Source organism: Amaricoccus sp. W119 (assembly GCF_047275745.1).
Taxonomy (GTDB): domain Bacteria; phylum Pseudomonadota; class Alphaproteobacteria; order Rhodobacterales; family Rhodobacteraceae; genus Amaricoccus.
The window spans coordinates 1-16,392 of the sequence record NZ_JBKQWU010000066.1 but is presented as its reverse complement, the minus strand read 5'-3'; the positions used below and the strand labels follow the sequence as shown (position 1 = coordinate 16,392).

Here is a 16,392-nt window from a genome sequence, read left to right as displayed (position 1 = left end):
GAGCTGGCTGAGGGCTCCGCGCCCGGCGCGCTTGTGAAATCCGGCGAAGACCAATACCGAAATCCAACCTGCGGACTCGCGTCATGAGCGAGGGACCACCGGGGGGCAGGTCACCACATACACGCATAAGAATAAGGCTAACGGGGTGAGGATCAGCTAGTGCCTGCCATCGACAACCAAATGACGATAGATGATCTCACATCCATCCTGGATGGGATGTGTGATGCCAGCCTGTCGGAAAAGCTTACCGCGATTCGCCGGATTCCTGGGATCGCAGTATCTGAAGAATCCCGTCGCGCGCGCCAGGGTGCGCCTCAAGGAGGCGAAGGACCTCCTCCGTCTTCGGGTTCATCTCGAAGCCGTAAAGCAGGTATGACAGGCTGATATTCAGCTGCTCGCAGATCGCAATCGCATTATCGATTGTCGGGGTCTTCCCCTCACTCAATAGGGAATTGATGTAGCCCGCACCCATACCTGCGGCTTTGGAAATCGCTCTCTGCGACTTCCCCGACTGCTCGACGGCGATCCTTAACCGATCCCGCCATGATTCTACTCGCGGCGTCATGGCGGGGACGGTGCTCCTTTTTCGCGGGCACCGCACGCACTTGATAGCGGGCGCTTGACTTGTCCTCTAAAGAGGATAATACTCCCCGCTATGAGCAAGAAACCATCCCTCCTGTCCGAGATCGACGCCTTCCTCGCGGAAACGGGGATGGGCGAGCAATATTTCGGGAAAGCCGCTGTCGGGAACTCGGAACTGGTCCCGAGGCTCAGACAAACCCGCAAGAACGGGAAGCCGAGGTCCGTGGTTATCGAGACCGCTGACGCGGTGCGCCGGTTCATGGCGGATCGTCGTCGCGGAGACACCGCATGAGCCCCCCCTCCGCCTCCGACTGGCCCGCCCTGATCGCCCGCGTCCGCGCCGGGGAGCGCGCCAAGGACGTGGCGCGCGAGGCGGGCGTCGATGGACGCAGGCTCAGGATGAAGGCGCTGAACGCGGACCCGGAGTTCGCCGCCGCGAACCGTGAGCGGAGCCGTGAGCGGATGAAGGCGCTGCACGCGGACCCGGAGTTCGCCGCCGCGAGCCGTGAGCGGATGAAGGCGCTGAACGCGGACCCGGAGTTCGCCGCCGCGCACCGTGAGCGGAACCGTGAGCGGATGAAGGCGCTGAACGCGGACCCGGAGTTTAACCCTCTCGTCCTGCTGACGGAGGCCGAGCGCGCCGACTACGACACGCTGAAACAGGCCGGTTACACCCGGGATGATGCGTTTTTCGCCATCGGCCGCCTCGATCTCGTTCAGCATGGTGGGGCCGCCGCATGAACACCCTCACCGAAACCGACGCGGAGACAGTCAGGCAGCTCTACCGGGCCGGGCTGTCGCAGGCGGCCATCGGGGCTGAACTGGGCGTCTCGCAGATGGCGGTAAGCCGGTTCATGCGGCGGCAGGGGATGCTGACGCGCCCACCGGGGCCGAGCCCGGACTACAACCGGATAGGGTACATGAGGCGCATGGCTGAGGCCGGGATGACGCAGCGCGCCATGGCGGCGATCCTCGGAATTTCGCAGTCGTCGGTTCGCGACGCGATGGCCCGCTACGGCATCCGCCGGGCAAGGCGGGCTGGCGCCGCACCTGACGCCAGCCCTTCGGCCTCGACCACCCCTCACAATACTCGTCACTCCGAGACCGAACCTGATCTGCACCCTTCACAAGTGCAATCGTAGCAAGGGTTCCTGAGTAATGTCTTATAAAATCCATTTTAAAAGAAATTTCGCGGCACTGCTCCGCGAGGCATTCGGAGACGACCCGCTCGAAATCGCCAAGTACTTCAACTGCTCGCATCAGCAGGCGTTGAATTACCTCAACGAAATCAGCGCGCCCGGCGGCGAAAAGGCCACGAAAATCATCTACGACACGCGGTTCGCCGCCGTAGCGAAGAAGTACCTCAACAAAGCAGGATGAACACCATGCCGAACGGGAAAATCCGTCGATGGATCTACAGGCGCGAAATGCTCGCCGCTACGCACCTCATGACCATCGGTCAGGTATGGGCCGCGAACGCCGCGCGCCGCCTGCGTGAACTCGGGCACGCGATCGGTCTCTGAAATTGGAACACCGCCTCGGGACTCCTTTCTCAGCCGCGCTTCGAGGCTGCGACGGACGGATGCGCGAAAGCGTCAACCACGGACCCGAGGTGGGGGGCACGTCCCGCTCCGTGGAATTCGTCCAGCGAGCGCCGGCCGGGGGCGAAACCCCGGCAACCAATCTCAGAATGAGGGCTGAAATGACAACCGAAGACCAGGACCATTCCGAAGACCAGACCTACCGCGTCACCGCGAGCGCACTTCGCCAGTTAGTAGAGCGCTTCGAGCGCCTAGCGGAGGAAAAGGAGCGCATCGCCGAGCATCAGAAGGAGGTCATGGCCGAGGCGAAGGCGCGGGGCTACGACACCACCGTTCTGCGCCGGCTGATCGCGCTCCGAAAGAAGCGGCCCGACGAAGTCCAGGAAGCCGAGGCCATCCTCGAAATCTACAAGCAAGCGTTGGGGATGTAATCCTGATGCTGTTCCACCCGCGCAACCGCCTCTCCGCGACGGACGCCGCGCTCGTCGCGGCGCACATCGAGGCCAACGGCGTCACGATCTGCCCGCCGAGCACCTATAGCCTGGATGCCGAAACGTCGGAGATGATGGCCGAGGCGCGCCGGGTGGCTGAGGCGCGGAGGCGGGCATGCGCCGTCTCCAACGCTAACCGAGCGGCGGCCGCCACGATCAGGCGGCGCGAGGCCCTGCCGATGTTCCGGGATGGGGCCACGCTCGAAACGGTCGCCTCCGCGCTCGGCATCTCCACCACGCAGGCACGCGCCGACAAGAAGCGCCTTAAGGCGGAGGGGCAGTTGTGACGACGCGCACCGAAATCCTCGATGAAGCCTCCAGCCTGCTCACCGGATCGCGGCAAGATACCTACGGCGATGCCCGTGCCATGCACGGCAGGATCGCAGCCTACTGGTCCGCGCATCTCGACCACCCCGTCAGCGCCGCCGATGTGGCCGTCATGATGGGGCTGCTCAAACTCGCCCGCGCGAAAGCATCCCCGACGCACGCGGATAGCTACGTGGACGCCGCCGCCTATTCGGCGCTGGCCGGGGAAATGGCGACGGAGGGCGAGGCGTGATGATCATCGGCGTAGATCCGGGCCGGAAGGGGGCGGTCGCCCTGCTCGACACGGCCGAGATGCGCGTGACGTGCCATCCCATGCCAGACACCACATCCGCCCTGCATGACCTCCTGGCGAGCATGCCTCCGGTCAAGCGAGCCGTGGTCGAGCGCCCGTACTATCCGCAGATGATAGGCATCAAGAACGCCGTGAAGATCGCGGAGGCCTACGGCATCCTGCGCGGTGCGCTCCAATGGCTGTCCATCCCGACACGGGACGTTCCGCCGAGTGTCTGGAAGGCACGTATGGGCCTCAGCGCGTCGAAGGACCGCAGCCGGGAGCGTGCCTCCGAGGCATTCCCCGCCGACGCCCACCAGTGGGGCAAGAAATCACAGGACGGCCTCGCGGAAGCCGCCCTGATCGCCCTCTACGGCGCCGAGGTGATGAAATGACCAAGCACACGCCCGTCTCGGCGGGCACTCCCGCGCGCGATCCTGCCTCACCCCCCTCATCCCCGGATCGCGAGACGTCCACGGGAGTGTCCACCCAGGCGGGGAGCGGCTTCGACCGCCACGGCATCACGCACCTGTCGCCGTCCAGTCTCAACCTCTGGATCAATGCGCCGGCCCTGTGGGTCGCCGAGAAGATATTCGGACGGCGCGGCGCTCAATCCGCCGCGATGGCGCGCGGCGTCGCCGTCGAAGACGCCGTGGTCGCCGTGGTCGCGAAGGGCCAGACCGCCGAAGCCGCGATCAACGCGGCGACGCGGCGGTTCGACGGCAGGTTCTTCATGGCCGACGAGCGCACGACGAAGGAACGCGACGTGATCGCACCGATGGTCGAACAGGCGCTCAAGGTCGTCGCCCCGCTCGGCGCTCCGGAATTCCCGGAGGAAGGACAGAACAAAGTCGAACTGATCTGCAACTGCGGAAGCTTCAAGATCCCCTTCATCGGGTATCTCGACCTGTTCTATCCGCAGCACGGCCGCGTCATCGACATAAAATCAACGCTGCGGATGCCGTCGAGAATGACGCCCGGGCACCAGCTCCAGCGCGCGATCTACGCCCGCGCCATGGGCAATTCATCGGTCGAGTTCCTCTACGTCTCCCCGTCGAAATCCGCGCTGCTCGCGGACGGCGACGTGGCGTCGATCCTGGCGCGCGTCAAATGGCAAACGTCGCGTCTCGAAGCGTTCCTCGCAGCGCTCGATCGCGACCAGATGCGCGCGATCGTGCCCGTCGGTGACAGCAGTTTCTACTGGTCAGGCAACGAAGCCGTTCTGACCGAAGAATTCGGGGCGCCAACCCCGTAATCCGCGCGGCCCGGTTCGGTCGCTGACAAGCAAGGCAAGGAAAACTGAAAATGGCTTTCGATTTTGACGCTGGCAATGAAGGTTCGCAGGGTCCGTGGATCCAGTGGTCCGCGCAGAAGGAGAAGTTCCTCCTGCGTGACACGAACGGGAAGTCCGACTTCAAGGGGTTCGAAACGGGCGTCGTGCTCGACATTCGCACCATGCGGACCGGCTGGTCCCGCTCCGATGGCGTGGTCGGGGTCGCTCCCGAGTGGAGGTGGAACCCGACGCTCAATTCCTACCAGCCGAAGCCGGGCGACGACTGGAAGAAGGGCTTCTCCATCCGCTGCGCCGCCAGCAAGACCGAAGCGGCGTCCTGGGAGCAAGCCGGAACCGGCGCGTGGAACGCCTTCGTCGCCCTCGTCCCCGCCATCCAGGCCGGCCCGAGCGATCATGACAAGCTGCCGCTCGTCCGGATGGTCGGCGTCAAGACCGAGCGGTTCGCGCGGGGTTCGACCACCACCCCTACGCTCGAAATCGTCAAGTGGGTGGACCGCCCCGACTGCCTGAAAGACGGCGCGGCGGCGGGTATCGCGGTCGAGGAAAAGACGGAGCAGCCGGTTGCGACGGCCGCCCCGTCGCCGATGCCTGCGGACAGCTCGGAATTTTAAGGGCTCCACTGACAAACGGCACGGCCCTTAGGGGCCGCGCCACCAGACAGCCTCAAAACGAGCAGGGAATGCAATGGTGCCCGAGCGCTTCGAAAAACCGGAGAACATCCAGAGGTGCGCCCAACGGCTTTGCGAGTTGGGATACCTGCCGGTGCCTATCCCGCTCGGCAGCAAAGGCCCTACAATCGAGGGCTGGACCGACCTGCACCTGACAGCCGAGCAGGTTCCCGACTACTTCACCGAAAACGGCATGCTCGTCGGCGTGCTGCACAAGAACGTCCTGGCGCTCGACATAGACGTTTACGACGCCGAACTGTCCCGGCAGATCGTCACCGAAGCCATTCGCCGCTTTCCCCATGCGTTGGAGCGCATTGGCGAGGCGCCGAAATCCGCGATCTTCCTGCGAATGGAGGAACCCGGCTTCAAGGTCCGGGGAACGCGAAAATACGAGCGGGGCGGCCTGACAGCGCAACTGGACGTGCGATCCGTCACCCGGCAAATCGTCGCATACGGCAAGCATCCCGCCACCGGGCGGCCGTACACATGGCCTCGCGGTGAGCTATGGGCCACCCCGCGCGAAAGCCTCCCGGAAGCGAAACTGGAAGATATCACGCAATTCCGCGACTGGGCCGACAACCTGATCCAAAAATGGGCCGGCGTCGCCGATCCGAAGATCATCGACCTCGGCCTCTATTCCCCGCGCCAGACACTCGCCACCGACGAGAAGATGGACCCCCCCGCGTTCGTAGCGGCGCTGCGGCACATCCCGTCGAACCTCGCCTATGATGAATGGCTAAGCTGCCTCATGGGTATCCACGACTTCTTCGCTGGCTCCATCGAAGGGCTCAACGTCGCGAAGGACTGGTCGTCGGACTATCCCCACTACAGCCCGCACGAAGTCGAGGCGAAGTGGCGCAGCTTCGAGGCCGGGAAGGGCGTCAGCTATCGCAGTGTCCTGCACATGGCCAAACAGAACGGCGCGGACCTACGCCGGGAGAAGCCAAGACCTACCCCGAATTTCGACTTCGCCTCCGGACCCGAAGAAGCGGACGACGATTGGGGGGCGTCCGCGTCAGAGGAAAAGAAACCCCGGGCATGGCAGCTGCAATCAGCCGCCGCGTTCACCGCTGATTTCGTGGCGCCGGAATACGTCCTGGACGGCATCGTGCAGCGCGGCCGGGTCTATACCCTGACCGCGCCCACGGGTAGCGGCAAGACCGCCGTCATGCTCTACGCCGCCATGGCAATCGCCACCGGGATCGACTTCTGCGGTCTCGAAATCGAGCATGGCGACGTGATCTTCATGGCCGGTGAGAACCCGGACGATGTGCGCGCCCGCGTCATCGCGACCATGGAATTCTTCGGAATCGACCCGTCGAAATGTCGCCTCCATTTCATCGCTGGGACATTCTCGATCCGGAAGGACATGGAACAGTTGCGGGCGGTAGCCGCCGCGCTTCCCGATCTGACCATGGTCGTCGTGGACACGTTCGCGGCCTATTTCGACGGCGACGACGAGAACAGCAACGCCCAGGCGCTCGACTTCGCGCGGGTCGTCAGGAAGCTCTCCGAACTGCCCTCCAAGCCCGCTGTCGTCATGCCGGCGCACCCGGTCAAAAACGCTACGAAGCAGAACCTGACGCCAAAGGGCGGATCGTCCCTGCTCAATGAAGTCGATGGCAACCTGACACTCTGGAACGAGGAAAGCATCGTCACCTTCCACTGGCAGGGGAAGCATCGCGGCCCCGAATTCGAACCCGTCCGACTGGAATTGCAGCGGTACGAATGCGCGGCGATCCACGACAAGAACGGCCGCGTCATGCCGACCATCATGGCGAAGCCGCTCATGGAATTGCGCGCCCAGCAGATCATCCGGGACACGCTGAGCCGCGAAGACAGGCTGCTCCTGAACATCGCCAAACACCCGGCTCAGTCGGTCTCCGACCGCTGCGTCGAGATCGGACTCATAGGCGCGGGCGGCGCGATGAAGGCCAGCATGAACCGGCTTCTCAACCGGCTGGTGCGGCAAAAGATGATCAAGCGGTTCCGAACGAACTGGGAACTGACGGCGGACGGCAAAAAAGCCGTCGAGATGATCCAATCCGGCCAGGGATTCGCGGAGGACGAGGCATGATTTGCCGTTCCGGGTGGAACGTTCCGGAACGTTCCGGTTTTTATGTAATAAAAACAATGGGATACAATTTCCGCGCCGCGCCTTGCCGTTCCGATAGTTTAAGGGTGAACTACCGGAACGGCGACCGGAACGGCCCCATTGAAATCATTGAGAAAAAACCGGAACGGCAGGCACGAAAAATCTGGCATTTCGGAAAACCGGAACGGTTTGCCATTTATTTCAATAAAAACATAGACTTAAGCCAAAATCGTTCCGGTTTTGCCGTTCCGCCCGTTCCGCCCGGAACGATGCCCTTGCCGTACCAGGCTTATGTAATTGAAATCATTAATAAAAAACCGGAACGTTCCGGGTTGGAAAAACCGGAACGCGACCATCCCCGTACCGCATCCGCACGGTCCTTTAGGACCGGCGGCGAGGTGGTACCCGGAACGATACGATGCGGTTTGGACGGAGGAAGATGATCTGATGGGACGCCCAGCCTTCAAACGAAAACACGACGTGCTAATCCATGGGCAGGTGCCCCGGGCCGAGTTGGCGATCGACCACGCCATCGCGCCGTTCGACCGCCTCGCCACCGAAATGGATCGGACCTGGGGCGTCGGTATGCTCGCCTCCTACGTCCCCGCCGAGATGGCAGCCAAGTACGGCCGCACGCTCGCCAGCCTCAACGAAGCAATCAGCGCCGTGGATATCGACCGCGCCGTGGATCGCGCCTCCGCCTGCATGCGCGGTCTCAACGCCATGGACGCCGAAGCCCGCAAGACCCACACGCCGCCAGACCCGCGCGTCGTCATCATCGAAATGGACAACGGCGACCGGTTCGGAATTCTGGTCGATGAACTGCTCTGGAAAAAAGCCGGGGAACAGCACCCCGGTATCACGCTCCACACCCTGCGCGAGATCGGCATGCTGCTCCAGGCCGCGCGCGGACAGAACCCGATCCTCGCAGCCGTCAAGGACGCGTTCCCGGCGGAGGCTGAGATCGTGGAGTTCCGAAAACCCACCGGCCCGATGCCCGACGATGACATCCCGTTTTGAGGAGAACCGCATGATCGCGCCCGACAGCCCCGTCAACGCCGCCGCCCTCGACGCATGGTTCGCCAACGCCAACCTGCCGAACGCGCACCGCATGGCCGCCGCGCTGGAGGCAGCCGTCGCGGAGTTCAGGCGGCGGAACGTGTTCTCGGCCATCGCGCTGCCGGCAGACGCGCAGAGGGAGGACGTGGAATGACCGGCATGCCGGACCACGAAATCGCAGAGCTGCTCGAAGACCTCGCCGCCGCCGCGAGGGACGGACGGCTGGAAGGCATCCTGCTCGTCGCAATCGAGGACGAGAGCGACGCTTCCGAGGTCGGGGTTCACCGGCTGCTCGACAGCCCGAGCATCAAGGCCGTCGCAGGCATGTTCGCCGAGGCCCACAACCTCGTCCGGGAAGCGGCCGAGGATGTGCTGCGCGACGGGAGGATGGTGCAATGACGGAGGACGAGCGCGCCGCGCGCGGCTGGCCTTCCACGAGCCGAGTGCCGCTGTGGTGCCGTGGAGCCCCTGCGAGGGGGGCTACAGGCGCGCAAGGGGGAAATCCGGCGTCACGCGACGTTGAAGCGCCAACGCCCGTCAGTGAGCCGCTCAGGGGCTCTGAGGTGGTGTGGGGGATCGCCACATTTCCGGGCGCCAAAGCCGAGGACGAGGCATGACCCTGCTCATCTGGCCCATAATCGCGCTCATCGCGCTGATCGCGCTCTACGCAATCGAGAGAGATCAGGGGAGCGAGGATGACTAACATCCGATCCGTCGAGTTCCGGCCCGAGGTCAACGCGGAGTTGGTCAAGAAGCTCGAAGGCGCGCTCGCCCGCGCGAAGTCAGGCGAACTCACCGGGGGCCACTTCGCAGGGGCTACCCGAGACGGGTCAGCCATCATGCTCATGGCCTACGGAATCGACCGCCTGCGCGAGCTCGCGGCGATCACTCGGCTCAAGCATCGGGTCCAGCTCGATCTGGATGAGGATGTGGTAGAGGAAGATGAATGACTGACGCACCGCAGCAACCCCAGCCCCTACCCGCGCGCGCGCTGATCCGCCGCGCCATGGCATGGGGCCGCATCGTCGCGGCGCTCACCGTCGCCGTCTACAGGGAGGATCGGGGATGACCGACCGCATCGTTTCATTTCGCGGCGGCCCGGAGCCATCCGCAGCCGCGCCCCGCGATGATGTGATCGAGATGCTGGAAGCCGCGCTGGAACGGGCGCGGTCCGGGCAACTCCAGACGGCCGTGCTGGTGACGATGGACCACGACAGGAAGTCCGGGTTCGTGATCAAGGGGCTTATCGGCGCGTGGTCGATCCTCGGCGCCATGCGGATGGCGGATCGCGATCTGGTCGGTCTGACGGCGGAAGGCGAACCACTCATGACCTCCCCGCACCCCCGCCAGCACCTGATCGACGCGGCGCGCGACGCCCGATCACGGCGAGAGGCGCATGAATTGGAGCGGCAACGGCAGGATGACGAGCCCGTGGACGGCGAGGGGCCGGGGCGCATCGGGGAGGACGGGGAGTGATCCAGGATGGTTTGCTGAGCCAGGCATTGCGAGACCGATGGCTGGAGCGGGGGATGCACCTCATGGTCGAGAGCGGCGATGCGCGGGAAGCGGATGGCCGGGTCGGCGTCATGTGGGCATTACTCCGGGAGGCAGCTCAGGTCAGTCGGTCATGGCCCGCGCCGCCTCGGCCCGGCCACGGCTCCCGCTCCGTCATGCCCGAGGCCCGGGAGACCGTGACGGAATGGCAGCGCGCCGTCTTCGCCTTCGAGGAAGGGTTGACCGTGACGCAGATGTATGGCCGCGCCCCACGGCATCAATGGACCGCGGAGCAGCACAGCCACGCGGAGATCACGCTGGATCTGTTCCACCGGGCCGCGCTCGCGCTCTCGGGCGACAGGCGGAGGCTTCGGCGGGCGGTCTACGCCTACGCGCTCGGCGCCCCGCCTCGGAAGATCAAGGCGCAATTCGGGCTGTCGCGGTTCCAGTTGAGCCGCGCCAAGGGGAGGGCTATGACGGACATGGCGGATGAGGTGATCGGAGCGGAGGGTGATGCGCGAAAACCCCTTGCAACAAAACGGCCATTTCGATAGGCTTTCGCCAGAAAATCGGAGAACTGCGCCCGAGACGGAAACGCTCGCGGGCTTTGTCGTTTTCGCACGCCAGAGGATCACACATCAGGAGGCGCTGACCGCTCAGACCGGCAGCGTAATTCGGCAATATGGCGATGGACCCCGATGACCCGCGCCGAGCGAACCTGCGCCCCGGCAACAAGCGCGGCCCGAACAAGACGACCGCGCTGCTCAAGGATGCGATCCTTCAGGCGGCGGGCGATGCCGGGGGTGAGGGTGGACTCGTCGGGTACCTCAAGCTCCAGGCGATCGAGAACCCTGGCCCGTTCTTGAGCCTACTCGGCAAGGTGCTCCCGATGCAGGTGGCCGGCGCCGACGATGGGCCGGTGCGCCTCACCATCGTTACGGGTGTCCCCCGCGCCGATGTGTGATGGCCACTGTCACCTTGGGCTACGAGCCCCGAGGGGCGTTCATCGGCTTCCACATGCGGCGCGAGCGGTGGGCCTGTCTCGTCTGCCACCGACGAGCGGGCAAGACTGTCGCCTGCGTCGCCGATCTGATCGACGCGGCGCTCCGCTGCACTAAGCCGCATCCTCGCTTCGCCTATGTCGCGCCGTTCTACACTCAGGCGAAGGACGTGGCTTGGCTCTACGTCAAGGACCTTGGCGCCCGGATTCCGGGGGCTCAGATCAACGAGAGCGAGCTCCGGCTCGACCTGCCGAACGGCGCGCGGGTGAGGCTCTATGGCGCGGACAACTACGATCGCCTGCGCGGCCTGTTCCTCGACGGGATCGTGCTCGACGAGTACGCGGACATGGACCCGAGGGCGTGGCCCGAAGTGATCCGGCCCGCGCTCAGCGACCGGCGCGGCTGGGCTGTATTCATCGGCACCCCAAAGGGGCGCAACGACTTCTTCCAGATGTTTGAGGTCGCGAAAGCCTCGGACGACTGGTATTCCATGTCGCTCCGTGCTGACGAAAGCGGGCTGCTCGACGAAAGCGAGCTCTACGACGCGCGAGGCATGATGACGCCGGAGCAGTTCGCCCAGGAGTACCTGTGCAGCTTCGACGCGGCGATCGTCGGGGCCTATTACGGGGGGCTGATCGCGGAGGCGGAGCGAGAGGGCCGGATCGGTGAGTGTCCTGCCGATGACCTGTTCCCGGTCCACACCGCGTGGGACCTGGGCATCGGGGACAGCACTGCGATCTGGCTGTGGCAAGCGGTCCCCGGAGGTATCCGGGTCATAGACCACATCGAAAGCAGCGGGAAGGCCCTGCCTTGGTATGTGGCCGAGCTCAACGCGCGCGGGCACGTCTACGGCACTGACTATGTGCCCCACGACGCGCGTGCGCGGGAACTCGGCACCGGCAAGACGCGGGTCGAGACCCTCGTAGAGCTCGGCCGGCGCCCACGGATCGCGCCGCACGTATCGGTTGAGGATGGTATCAACGCGGTGCGGCAGGTTCTGCCGCGTGTGAAGTTCCACGAGGAACGCTGCGCCGATGGGGTCGAGGCCCTGCGGCAGTACCGCACCGAGTACGACGAGAAGCTGAAGGCGTTCAAGGACCGTCCTCGGCACGACTGGACGAGCCACACGGCTGATGCATTCCGCATGCTGGCTCTGGCTTATCGCGAGATGACGGCGACTCGGGCGAAACCTCAACCCGCGCCGAAGCACGGCCAGCTGCAGTTGCCCGGCCCGCCCGCGCCGAAGCGGGGCGGCAGGATCAGACTTTAGGAGCCGCGATGGCCGAGACGCCAGCAGACCCCTCGCAAGGCACGGCGGCGGGTTACATCGACATGCTCAAGGAGGCCGAGCGGGCGGATTCGCGTTACCACCAGGTCTGCGACGATATCGACAAGCTCTGCTCGGATCTCGACACGCTGGCGAAAGGCGCGGCGGATCGCGAGTTCCAGATATTCTGGGCGAACCTGGAGGTTCTGAAGCCGACGATCTACAGCCGCGCGCCGGTCCCCGTGGTTACGTCGAGGTTCCGGGACCGGAAGCCGCTGGCCCGGCGCGCGGCTGATCTGCTGGAGAGGGCACTGGTCAGCGATTTCGAGGCTGATGACCTCCACGACACGATCACGCATGCCCGAGATGATGTTGCGACCTGCGCGCGGGGGGCGGTATGGGTCAGGCTCGGCGACCGGGATGGCGTCGATGTGCCGATCGCGGAGCATCTGGACCGGCGGGATTTCCGGCACGGCGCGGCGCGCAAGTGGCGCGAGGTGCCTTGGGCGGCGCGGCGCGGCTGGCTCTCGCGCAAGGAATTCACCGAGAGGTTCAGATCTGTCCCCCCCGGCGTCTCCTTCGAGGAACGCAAGATCGACGGGCATAAGGCGGGCAAGAAGACCGGCGTCTGGGAGATCTGGGACAAGGAGGCCAGCAAGGTCGTATGGGTCCACGAGTCCGCGAAGGACGTGCTGGACGAGAAAGACCCGTGGCTTGACCTGACGGGCTTCTTTCCGTGCCCGCGCCCGGCCTATGGGACGTTGAAGCGCGGCACGCTGACGCCCGTCCCGGATTTTGTCTACTACAAGGACCAGATCGAGGAGATCAACGAGCTCACCGCGCGGGTGAGCAAGCTCGCCGAAGCCCTGCGCCTGCGCGGGATATATCCGGCCGGGAACAACGATGTAGGTGAGGCCGTCAAGGCCGCGTTCGACAGCGCCGATGACCGGGCGTTACTGATCCCGGTCGCCTCACTCGCGGCTCTCGGGACGGGCAGCCTCGACCAGTCCATCGTCTGGCTCCCGATCGAGCAGGTCGCCAATGTGATCACGCAGTGCCTCCAGTTGCGGCGCCAGCTGATCGAGGATGTCTACGCGATCACCGGCATCTCGGATATCATGCGCGGCTCGACCGACGCGAACGAGACGCTCGGCGCGCAGCAACTCAAGAGCCAGTACGGCAATATCCGGGTGCGGGAGCGGCAGGGCGAGATCGCCCGGCTCGCCCGCGATCTGACCAGGATGAAGGCCGAAGTTATGGCCGAGAATGTCTCGGTGCCGGACCTGATGCGGATGGCTCAGGTCGATGATATCCCGTCGCAGCGCGATATTCAGCAGCGGGCCGCGCCGCTCCAGCAGCAGGCACAGGCCGCGCGGATGCGTGCCCAGAAGGCGATGCAGGGTTTGCTCGCGCTCCCGGACCAGCAGGCCGCGCAGCAGCAGGCCCAGGCGCTCCAGCAGCAGGCCCAGCAGGAGATGGCGCCAGTCCAGGCGCAACTGATGGAGCTTTCACAGCAGGTGACGCAGGAGGCGATCGGGCAATTTCTTTCGGACCAGAAGACTCGCCCCTTCGTGCTCGACATTGAGACCGACAGCACGATCCAGCCGGACGAGAACGCGGAGAAGCAGAAGCGCACCGAGTTCATGACCGCGCTTGCCCCGCTACTCTCGCAGGGGGTTCAAGCGATGCAGCAGGCTCCGCAACTCGGCGCGTTCGTCGCGGAGAGTATCCGGTTCGTCGCCTCCGGGTTCCGGGCTGGGCGCCAGATGGATGATGCGATTGACGAACTAGCCGACCAGTTCAAGAACTACCAGCCGCCGCCACAGCAGGGCGGAGAGGACCCGCAGGCCGCGCAGATGAACGCGCAGGCCGAGATGGCTCGGGCACAGGCGGAAGGCCAGAAGGCGCAGGCTGAAGGCGCCCGCGCTCAGGCTGAGGCTCAGAGCGCCGCCGCTGAGATACAGATTCGGCAGCAGGAGACCGGCGCCAAGGTCGAGTTGACGCGCGCGCAGATCGACAAGATCCGCGCCGAAATCCAGGTGATGGGCGCGAAGACGGCGGCGGAAGTCGAGGCGAAGGCGGCGGAGGGCGCGAGAGCCGATCAGGCGGCCATGATCGACGCCGACGCGCGGGAGCGCGAGTTCGAGCGGTCAGGCGAGCATCACGCGCAGGCGGAGGCGCGCGCCGATGCCGAGAGCAAGGCCAAGGTGAAGGCGATGGGGAGGCCTGCGGAATGACCTACTTCCCCCGCAACGGCGACCAGCGCGGCTCGGACCGGTGGGACGCCGCGTCGAAAGCATGGGTCCGGGCGGACGAGTGGCAGGCGCGCCAGTGGGCGCGCGAGGACCGGGCCTTCGAGCGCCGGATGAACCAGGGGCAGCTGGCGACCCCGGTGGTCATTTCGGATAGCCAAGGCGGCGTGCGCGGCGTCCAGTCGATGCTGAATGGCGAGATGTACGACAGCAAGAGCAACATGCGCCGCCACTACCGGGAGCGCGGCGCGACCGAGATCGGCAACGATGTGCCTACCGAGCGGGTCTCCCGCAAGCGCGAGCCTGACAGCGCGAAGATCAAGGATGCCATCGGCCGCGCGTTCAACCGCGTCGGCCTGCCTACCTGCTAAGCAGATCCCTCAGAAGGATACCTCTCCATGACCGACGAGATCGAGAACACCGGCGCCGCCGGTGAAGGCGCCGTCATGCCTGAAGCCCCGTCGCAGCCGTCTGGCAGCGCGCAGGAGGCCATAGAGCGCGCCTTCGCAGGGCTGGGCGATGATGCTGGCGCCGAGAGCGAGCAGCCCACCAGCGGTCCGTCTCGCGGGCCTGATGGCCGCTTCGCCGCGAAGGTCACAGAAGCCCGCGCCGAGGCTCCACAGCCGCAGACAGACGCCGGAGCCTTTGAGGTCCCGCAGCGGTTCAGCGCCGACGCGAAAGCGGCGTGGGAGCAGACCCCCGTACCGGTCAGGGCCGAGATCGGCCGGGCCATGCGTGAGATGGAGGGCGGGCTCCGCCAGTATCAGGAGCGGTTCGAGCCGCTTCGCCCGTTCGAGGAGATGGCCCAGCAGAACGGGACCACGATCCCGCAGGCGCTCAGCAACTATGTGGGCATGGAGCAGATGCTCCGGCAGGACCCGATCGCGGGTCTTGAGCGGATCTGCCAGAACATGGGCTTCCGCCTCGCGGATGTAGCCGCGCACGTGACGGGGCAGCCGGCCCCGCAGCGCGATCAGGTTATCGACGGGTTGAACCAGCAGATCGCCGCGCTCCAGCAGCAGGTCGGCGGGGTCCAGCAGACGTTCCAGCAACAGCGGCATCGCGAAACCACGGACATGGTTTCCGCGTTCGCCTCACAGAATCCTCGGTTTGACGAGTTGGCGGGAGAAATCGCCCAGCTGATCCAGACCGGGTATGCGTCCGACCTTCAGGATGCCTACGACAAGGCCGAGCGGCTCAATCCTGCTCCGGCCGCCCCCTCTACCGCCGTGGCCCCCCCCACGGCGCCCGCCGACCCGGCTCAGACCCGGAAATCGGCTCTTTCGATCCATGGCGCGCCGACCTCGGGCTCAAACCCCGCCAACCGCCAGCGATCCGCCACCGCCGCCGATGCCATCGAGTCCGCGTTTTCGCAACTCGGGATCGGCTGACCCACATCCGCCATAGGAGCATCCAATGGCTCTTGTCTCCGATGATCGCCTCCGCGAGGCGTTCTCGCTGGCGCTTGAAGACCGGTCGAGCGGCTACCAGGATCTCGTCTCCAACAGCAACGTCTTCTTCCACGAACTGAAGAAGCGCGGCGGCTGGAAGACGTTCTCTGGCCCGCAGATCCGGGAGCGCCTGCTTTTCGCCGAAAGCGGGACCTACGTTCGCTATCAGGGCTTCGACTTCCTGTCGCCCGCGCCGGCCGAACTCGTCAACGACGCGATCTTCGACCCGAAGATGGCCGCCGTTTCGGTCACCATCGCGAACGAAGATATCCTCAAGAACTCCGGCCCGAACCAACTCATGGACCTGTTCCGGGTCCACCTCGAAGCGGCCGAACAGGAACTTCAGGACCGGTTCACCGAGGACCTGCATGGCGCCGGCACCGAGTACCGCCAGATCGGCGGGCTTCAACTGGCCGTCCCGACCGCGCCCAACTCGGGGACCTACGGTGGCATCTCGCGCGCGACCAACGCGATCTGGCGCACCACGTGAGAGCGGCGGTGCAAAAACCGGCCACGGTAGCGGCGGGATAGTCCGGCCGCGGGCGGAGTAAAATCCGGCCACCTATTTCCCTTCTGCATTGAACGCAGGAGGGACAGGG

General features: G+C 65.2%; 26 protein-coding genes. 25 read left to right on the top strand and 1 reads right to left on the bottom strand.

All coding sequences use genetic code 11. The features are described from left to right. Window positions 1-244 precede the first annotated feature (244 nt). Window positions 245-565, bottom strand: coding sequence for a helix-turn-helix domain-containing protein (locus ACLJK8_RS19460; RefSeq protein ID WP_413152015.1), 321 nt, complete (start codon window positions 563-565; stop codon window positions 245-247). Window positions 566-870: 305 nt separating this feature from the next. On the opposite strand from ACLJK8_RS19460, the gene ACLJK8_RS19455 reads away from it, so the two are divergent. The 25 genes from ACLJK8_RS19455 (at window position 871) to ACLJK8_RS19335 (ending at window position 16,283) form a co-directional block, all read left to right on the top strand. After that, entirely contained in the window at window positions 871-1,323 is a 453-nt protein-coding gene (locus ACLJK8_RS19455; protein ID WP_413152014.1) for a hypothetical protein, read from the top strand. Further along, window positions 1,320-1,724, top strand: coding sequence for a sigma factor-like helix-turn-helix DNA-binding protein (locus tag ACLJK8_RS19450; RefSeq protein WP_413152013.1), 405 nt, complete (start codon window positions 1,320-1,322; stop codon window positions 1,722-1,724). Before ACLJK8_RS19455 ends, ACLJK8_RS19450 begins: the two co-directional genes overlap by 4 nt. 16 nt (window positions 1,725-1,740) lie before the next feature. Further along, window positions 1,741-1,962, top strand: coding sequence for a hypothetical protein (locus ACLJK8_RS19445; RefSeq protein ID WP_413152012.1), 222 nt, complete (start codon window positions 1,741-1,743; stop codon window positions 1,960-1,962). A 5-nt stretch (window positions 1,963-1,967) separates the two neighbouring features. Beyond that, a complete protein-coding gene (locus tag ACLJK8_RS19440; RefSeq protein ID WP_413152011.1) occupies window positions 1,968-2,105 on the top strand; it encodes a hypothetical protein in 138 nt (45 codons plus the stop codon). 179 nt (window positions 2,106-2,284) lie between these two features. Next, complete coding sequence (locus ACLJK8_RS19435; protein WP_413152010.1) at window positions 2,285-2,554, top strand: DUF2312 domain-containing protein; 270 nt, start codon at window positions 2,285-2,287, stop codon at window positions 2,552-2,554. A gap of 5 nt (window positions 2,555-2,559) precedes the next feature. Further along, window positions 2,560-2,901: a hypothetical protein gene (locus ACLJK8_RS19430; protein WP_413152009.1), complete on the top strand. Its 342-nt coding sequence runs from the start codon at window positions 2,560-2,562 to the stop codon at window positions 2,899-2,901. Continuing rightward, a complete protein-coding gene (locus tag ACLJK8_RS19425; RefSeq protein WP_413152008.1) occupies window positions 2,898-3,173 on the top strand; it encodes a DUF6378 domain-containing protein in 276 nt (91 codons plus the stop codon). Before ACLJK8_RS19430 ends, ACLJK8_RS19425 begins: the two co-directional genes overlap by 4 nt. Further along, window positions 3,170-3,607: a hypothetical protein gene (locus ACLJK8_RS19420; protein WP_413152006.1), complete on the top strand. Its 438-nt coding sequence runs from the start codon at window positions 3,170-3,172 to the stop codon at window positions 3,605-3,607. The genes ACLJK8_RS19425 and ACLJK8_RS19420 overlap by 4 nt, the downstream gene beginning before the upstream one ends. Further along, window positions 3,532-4,467, top strand: coding sequence for a PD-(D/E)XK nuclease family protein (locus tag ACLJK8_RS19415; protein WP_413152005.1), 936 nt, complete (start codon window positions 3,532-3,534; stop codon window positions 4,465-4,467). Before ACLJK8_RS19420 ends, ACLJK8_RS19415 begins: the two co-directional genes overlap by 76 nt. Window positions 4,468-4,517: 50 nt before the next feature. Continuing rightward, window positions 4,518-5,117: a hypothetical protein gene (locus ACLJK8_RS19410; protein WP_413152004.1), complete on the top strand. Its 600-nt coding sequence runs from the start codon at window positions 4,518-4,520 to the stop codon at window positions 5,115-5,117. A 76-nt stretch (window positions 5,118-5,193) separates the two neighbouring features. Beyond that, complete coding sequence (locus tag ACLJK8_RS19405; RefSeq protein WP_413152002.1) at window positions 5,194-7,251, top strand: AAA family ATPase; 2,058 nt, start codon at window positions 5,194-5,196, stop codon at window positions 7,249-7,251. After that, complete coding sequence (locus ACLJK8_RS19400) at window positions 7,248-7,712, top strand: hypothetical protein (RefSeq protein WP_413152001.1); 465 nt, start codon at window positions 7,248-7,250, stop codon at window positions 7,710-7,712. The genes ACLJK8_RS19405 and ACLJK8_RS19400 overlap by 4 nt, the downstream gene beginning before the upstream one ends. A 4-nt stretch (window positions 7,713-7,716) precedes the next feature. Continuing rightward, entirely contained in the window at window positions 7,717-8,289 is a 573-nt protein-coding gene (locus tag ACLJK8_RS19395) for a hypothetical protein (protein WP_413152000.1), read from the top strand. A 10-nt stretch (window positions 8,290-8,299) separates the two neighbouring features. Continuing rightward, window positions 8,300-8,482, top strand: a complete 183-nt coding sequence (locus tag ACLJK8_RS19390) for a hypothetical protein (RefSeq protein ID WP_413151999.1) — start codon at window positions 8,300-8,302, stop codon at window positions 8,480-8,482. Then, a complete protein-coding gene (locus ACLJK8_RS19385) occupies window positions 8,479-8,727 on the top strand; it encodes a hypothetical protein (protein WP_413151997.1) in 249 nt (82 codons plus the stop codon). The genes ACLJK8_RS19390 and ACLJK8_RS19385 overlap by 4 nt, the downstream gene beginning before the upstream one ends. A gap of 296 nt (window positions 8,728-9,023) precedes the next feature. After that, window positions 9,024-9,278, top strand: a complete 255-nt coding sequence (locus ACLJK8_RS19380) for a hypothetical protein (RefSeq protein WP_413151996.1) — start codon at window positions 9,024-9,026, stop codon at window positions 9,276-9,278. Continuing rightward, on the top strand, window positions 9,275-9,397 hold the full coding sequence (locus ACLJK8_RS19375) for a hypothetical protein (RefSeq protein ID WP_413151995.1): 123 nt from the start codon (window positions 9,275-9,277) through the stop codon (window positions 9,395-9,397). The genes ACLJK8_RS19380 and ACLJK8_RS19375 overlap by 4 nt, the downstream gene beginning before the upstream one ends. Beyond that, window positions 9,394-9,804 carry a hypothetical protein gene (locus ACLJK8_RS19370; protein ID WP_413151994.1) on the top strand — a complete coding sequence of 137 codons (411 nt, stop codon included), beginning with the start codon at window positions 9,394-9,396 and terminating at the stop codon, window positions 9,802-9,804. The genes ACLJK8_RS19375 and ACLJK8_RS19370 overlap by 4 nt, the downstream gene beginning before the upstream one ends. After that, window positions 9,801-10,376: a hypothetical protein gene (locus ACLJK8_RS19365; protein ID WP_413151993.1), complete on the top strand. Its 576-nt coding sequence runs from the start codon at window positions 9,801-9,803 to the stop codon at window positions 10,374-10,376. The genes ACLJK8_RS19370 and ACLJK8_RS19365 overlap by 4 nt, the downstream gene beginning before the upstream one ends. Before the next feature lie 134 nt (window positions 10,377-10,510). Then, on the top strand, window positions 10,511-10,786 hold the full coding sequence (locus ACLJK8_RS19360) for a hypothetical protein (protein ID WP_413151992.1): 276 nt from the start codon (window positions 10,511-10,513) through the stop codon (window positions 10,784-10,786). Then, window positions 10,786-12,093, top strand: coding sequence for a hypothetical protein (locus tag ACLJK8_RS19355; RefSeq protein ID WP_413151991.1), 1,308 nt, complete (start codon window positions 10,786-10,788; stop codon window positions 12,091-12,093). Before ACLJK8_RS19360 ends, ACLJK8_RS19355 begins: the two co-directional genes overlap by 1 nt. Before the next feature lie 8 nt (window positions 12,094-12,101). After that, window positions 12,102-14,327 carry a hypothetical protein gene (locus tag ACLJK8_RS19350; RefSeq protein ID WP_413151990.1) on the top strand — a complete coding sequence of 742 codons (2,226 nt, stop codon included), beginning with the start codon at window positions 12,102-12,104 and terminating at the stop codon, window positions 14,325-14,327. Next, entirely contained in the window at window positions 14,324-14,713 is a 390-nt protein-coding gene (locus tag ACLJK8_RS19345; protein ID WP_413151989.1) for a hypothetical protein, read from the top strand. Before ACLJK8_RS19350 ends, ACLJK8_RS19345 begins: the two co-directional genes overlap by 4 nt. A 27-nt stretch (window positions 14,714-14,740) precedes the next feature. After that, entirely contained in the window at window positions 14,741-15,733 is a 993-nt protein-coding gene (locus ACLJK8_RS19340; protein ID WP_413151988.1) for a hypothetical protein, read from the top strand. A gap of 25 nt (window positions 15,734-15,758) precedes the next feature. Then, window positions 15,759-16,283 (top strand): phage major capsid protein, encoded by a 525-nt coding sequence (locus ACLJK8_RS19335; protein ID WP_413151987.1) that lies wholly within the window; start codon window positions 15,759-15,761, stop codon window positions 16,281-16,283. Window positions 16,284-16,392 lie beyond the last annotated feature (109 nt).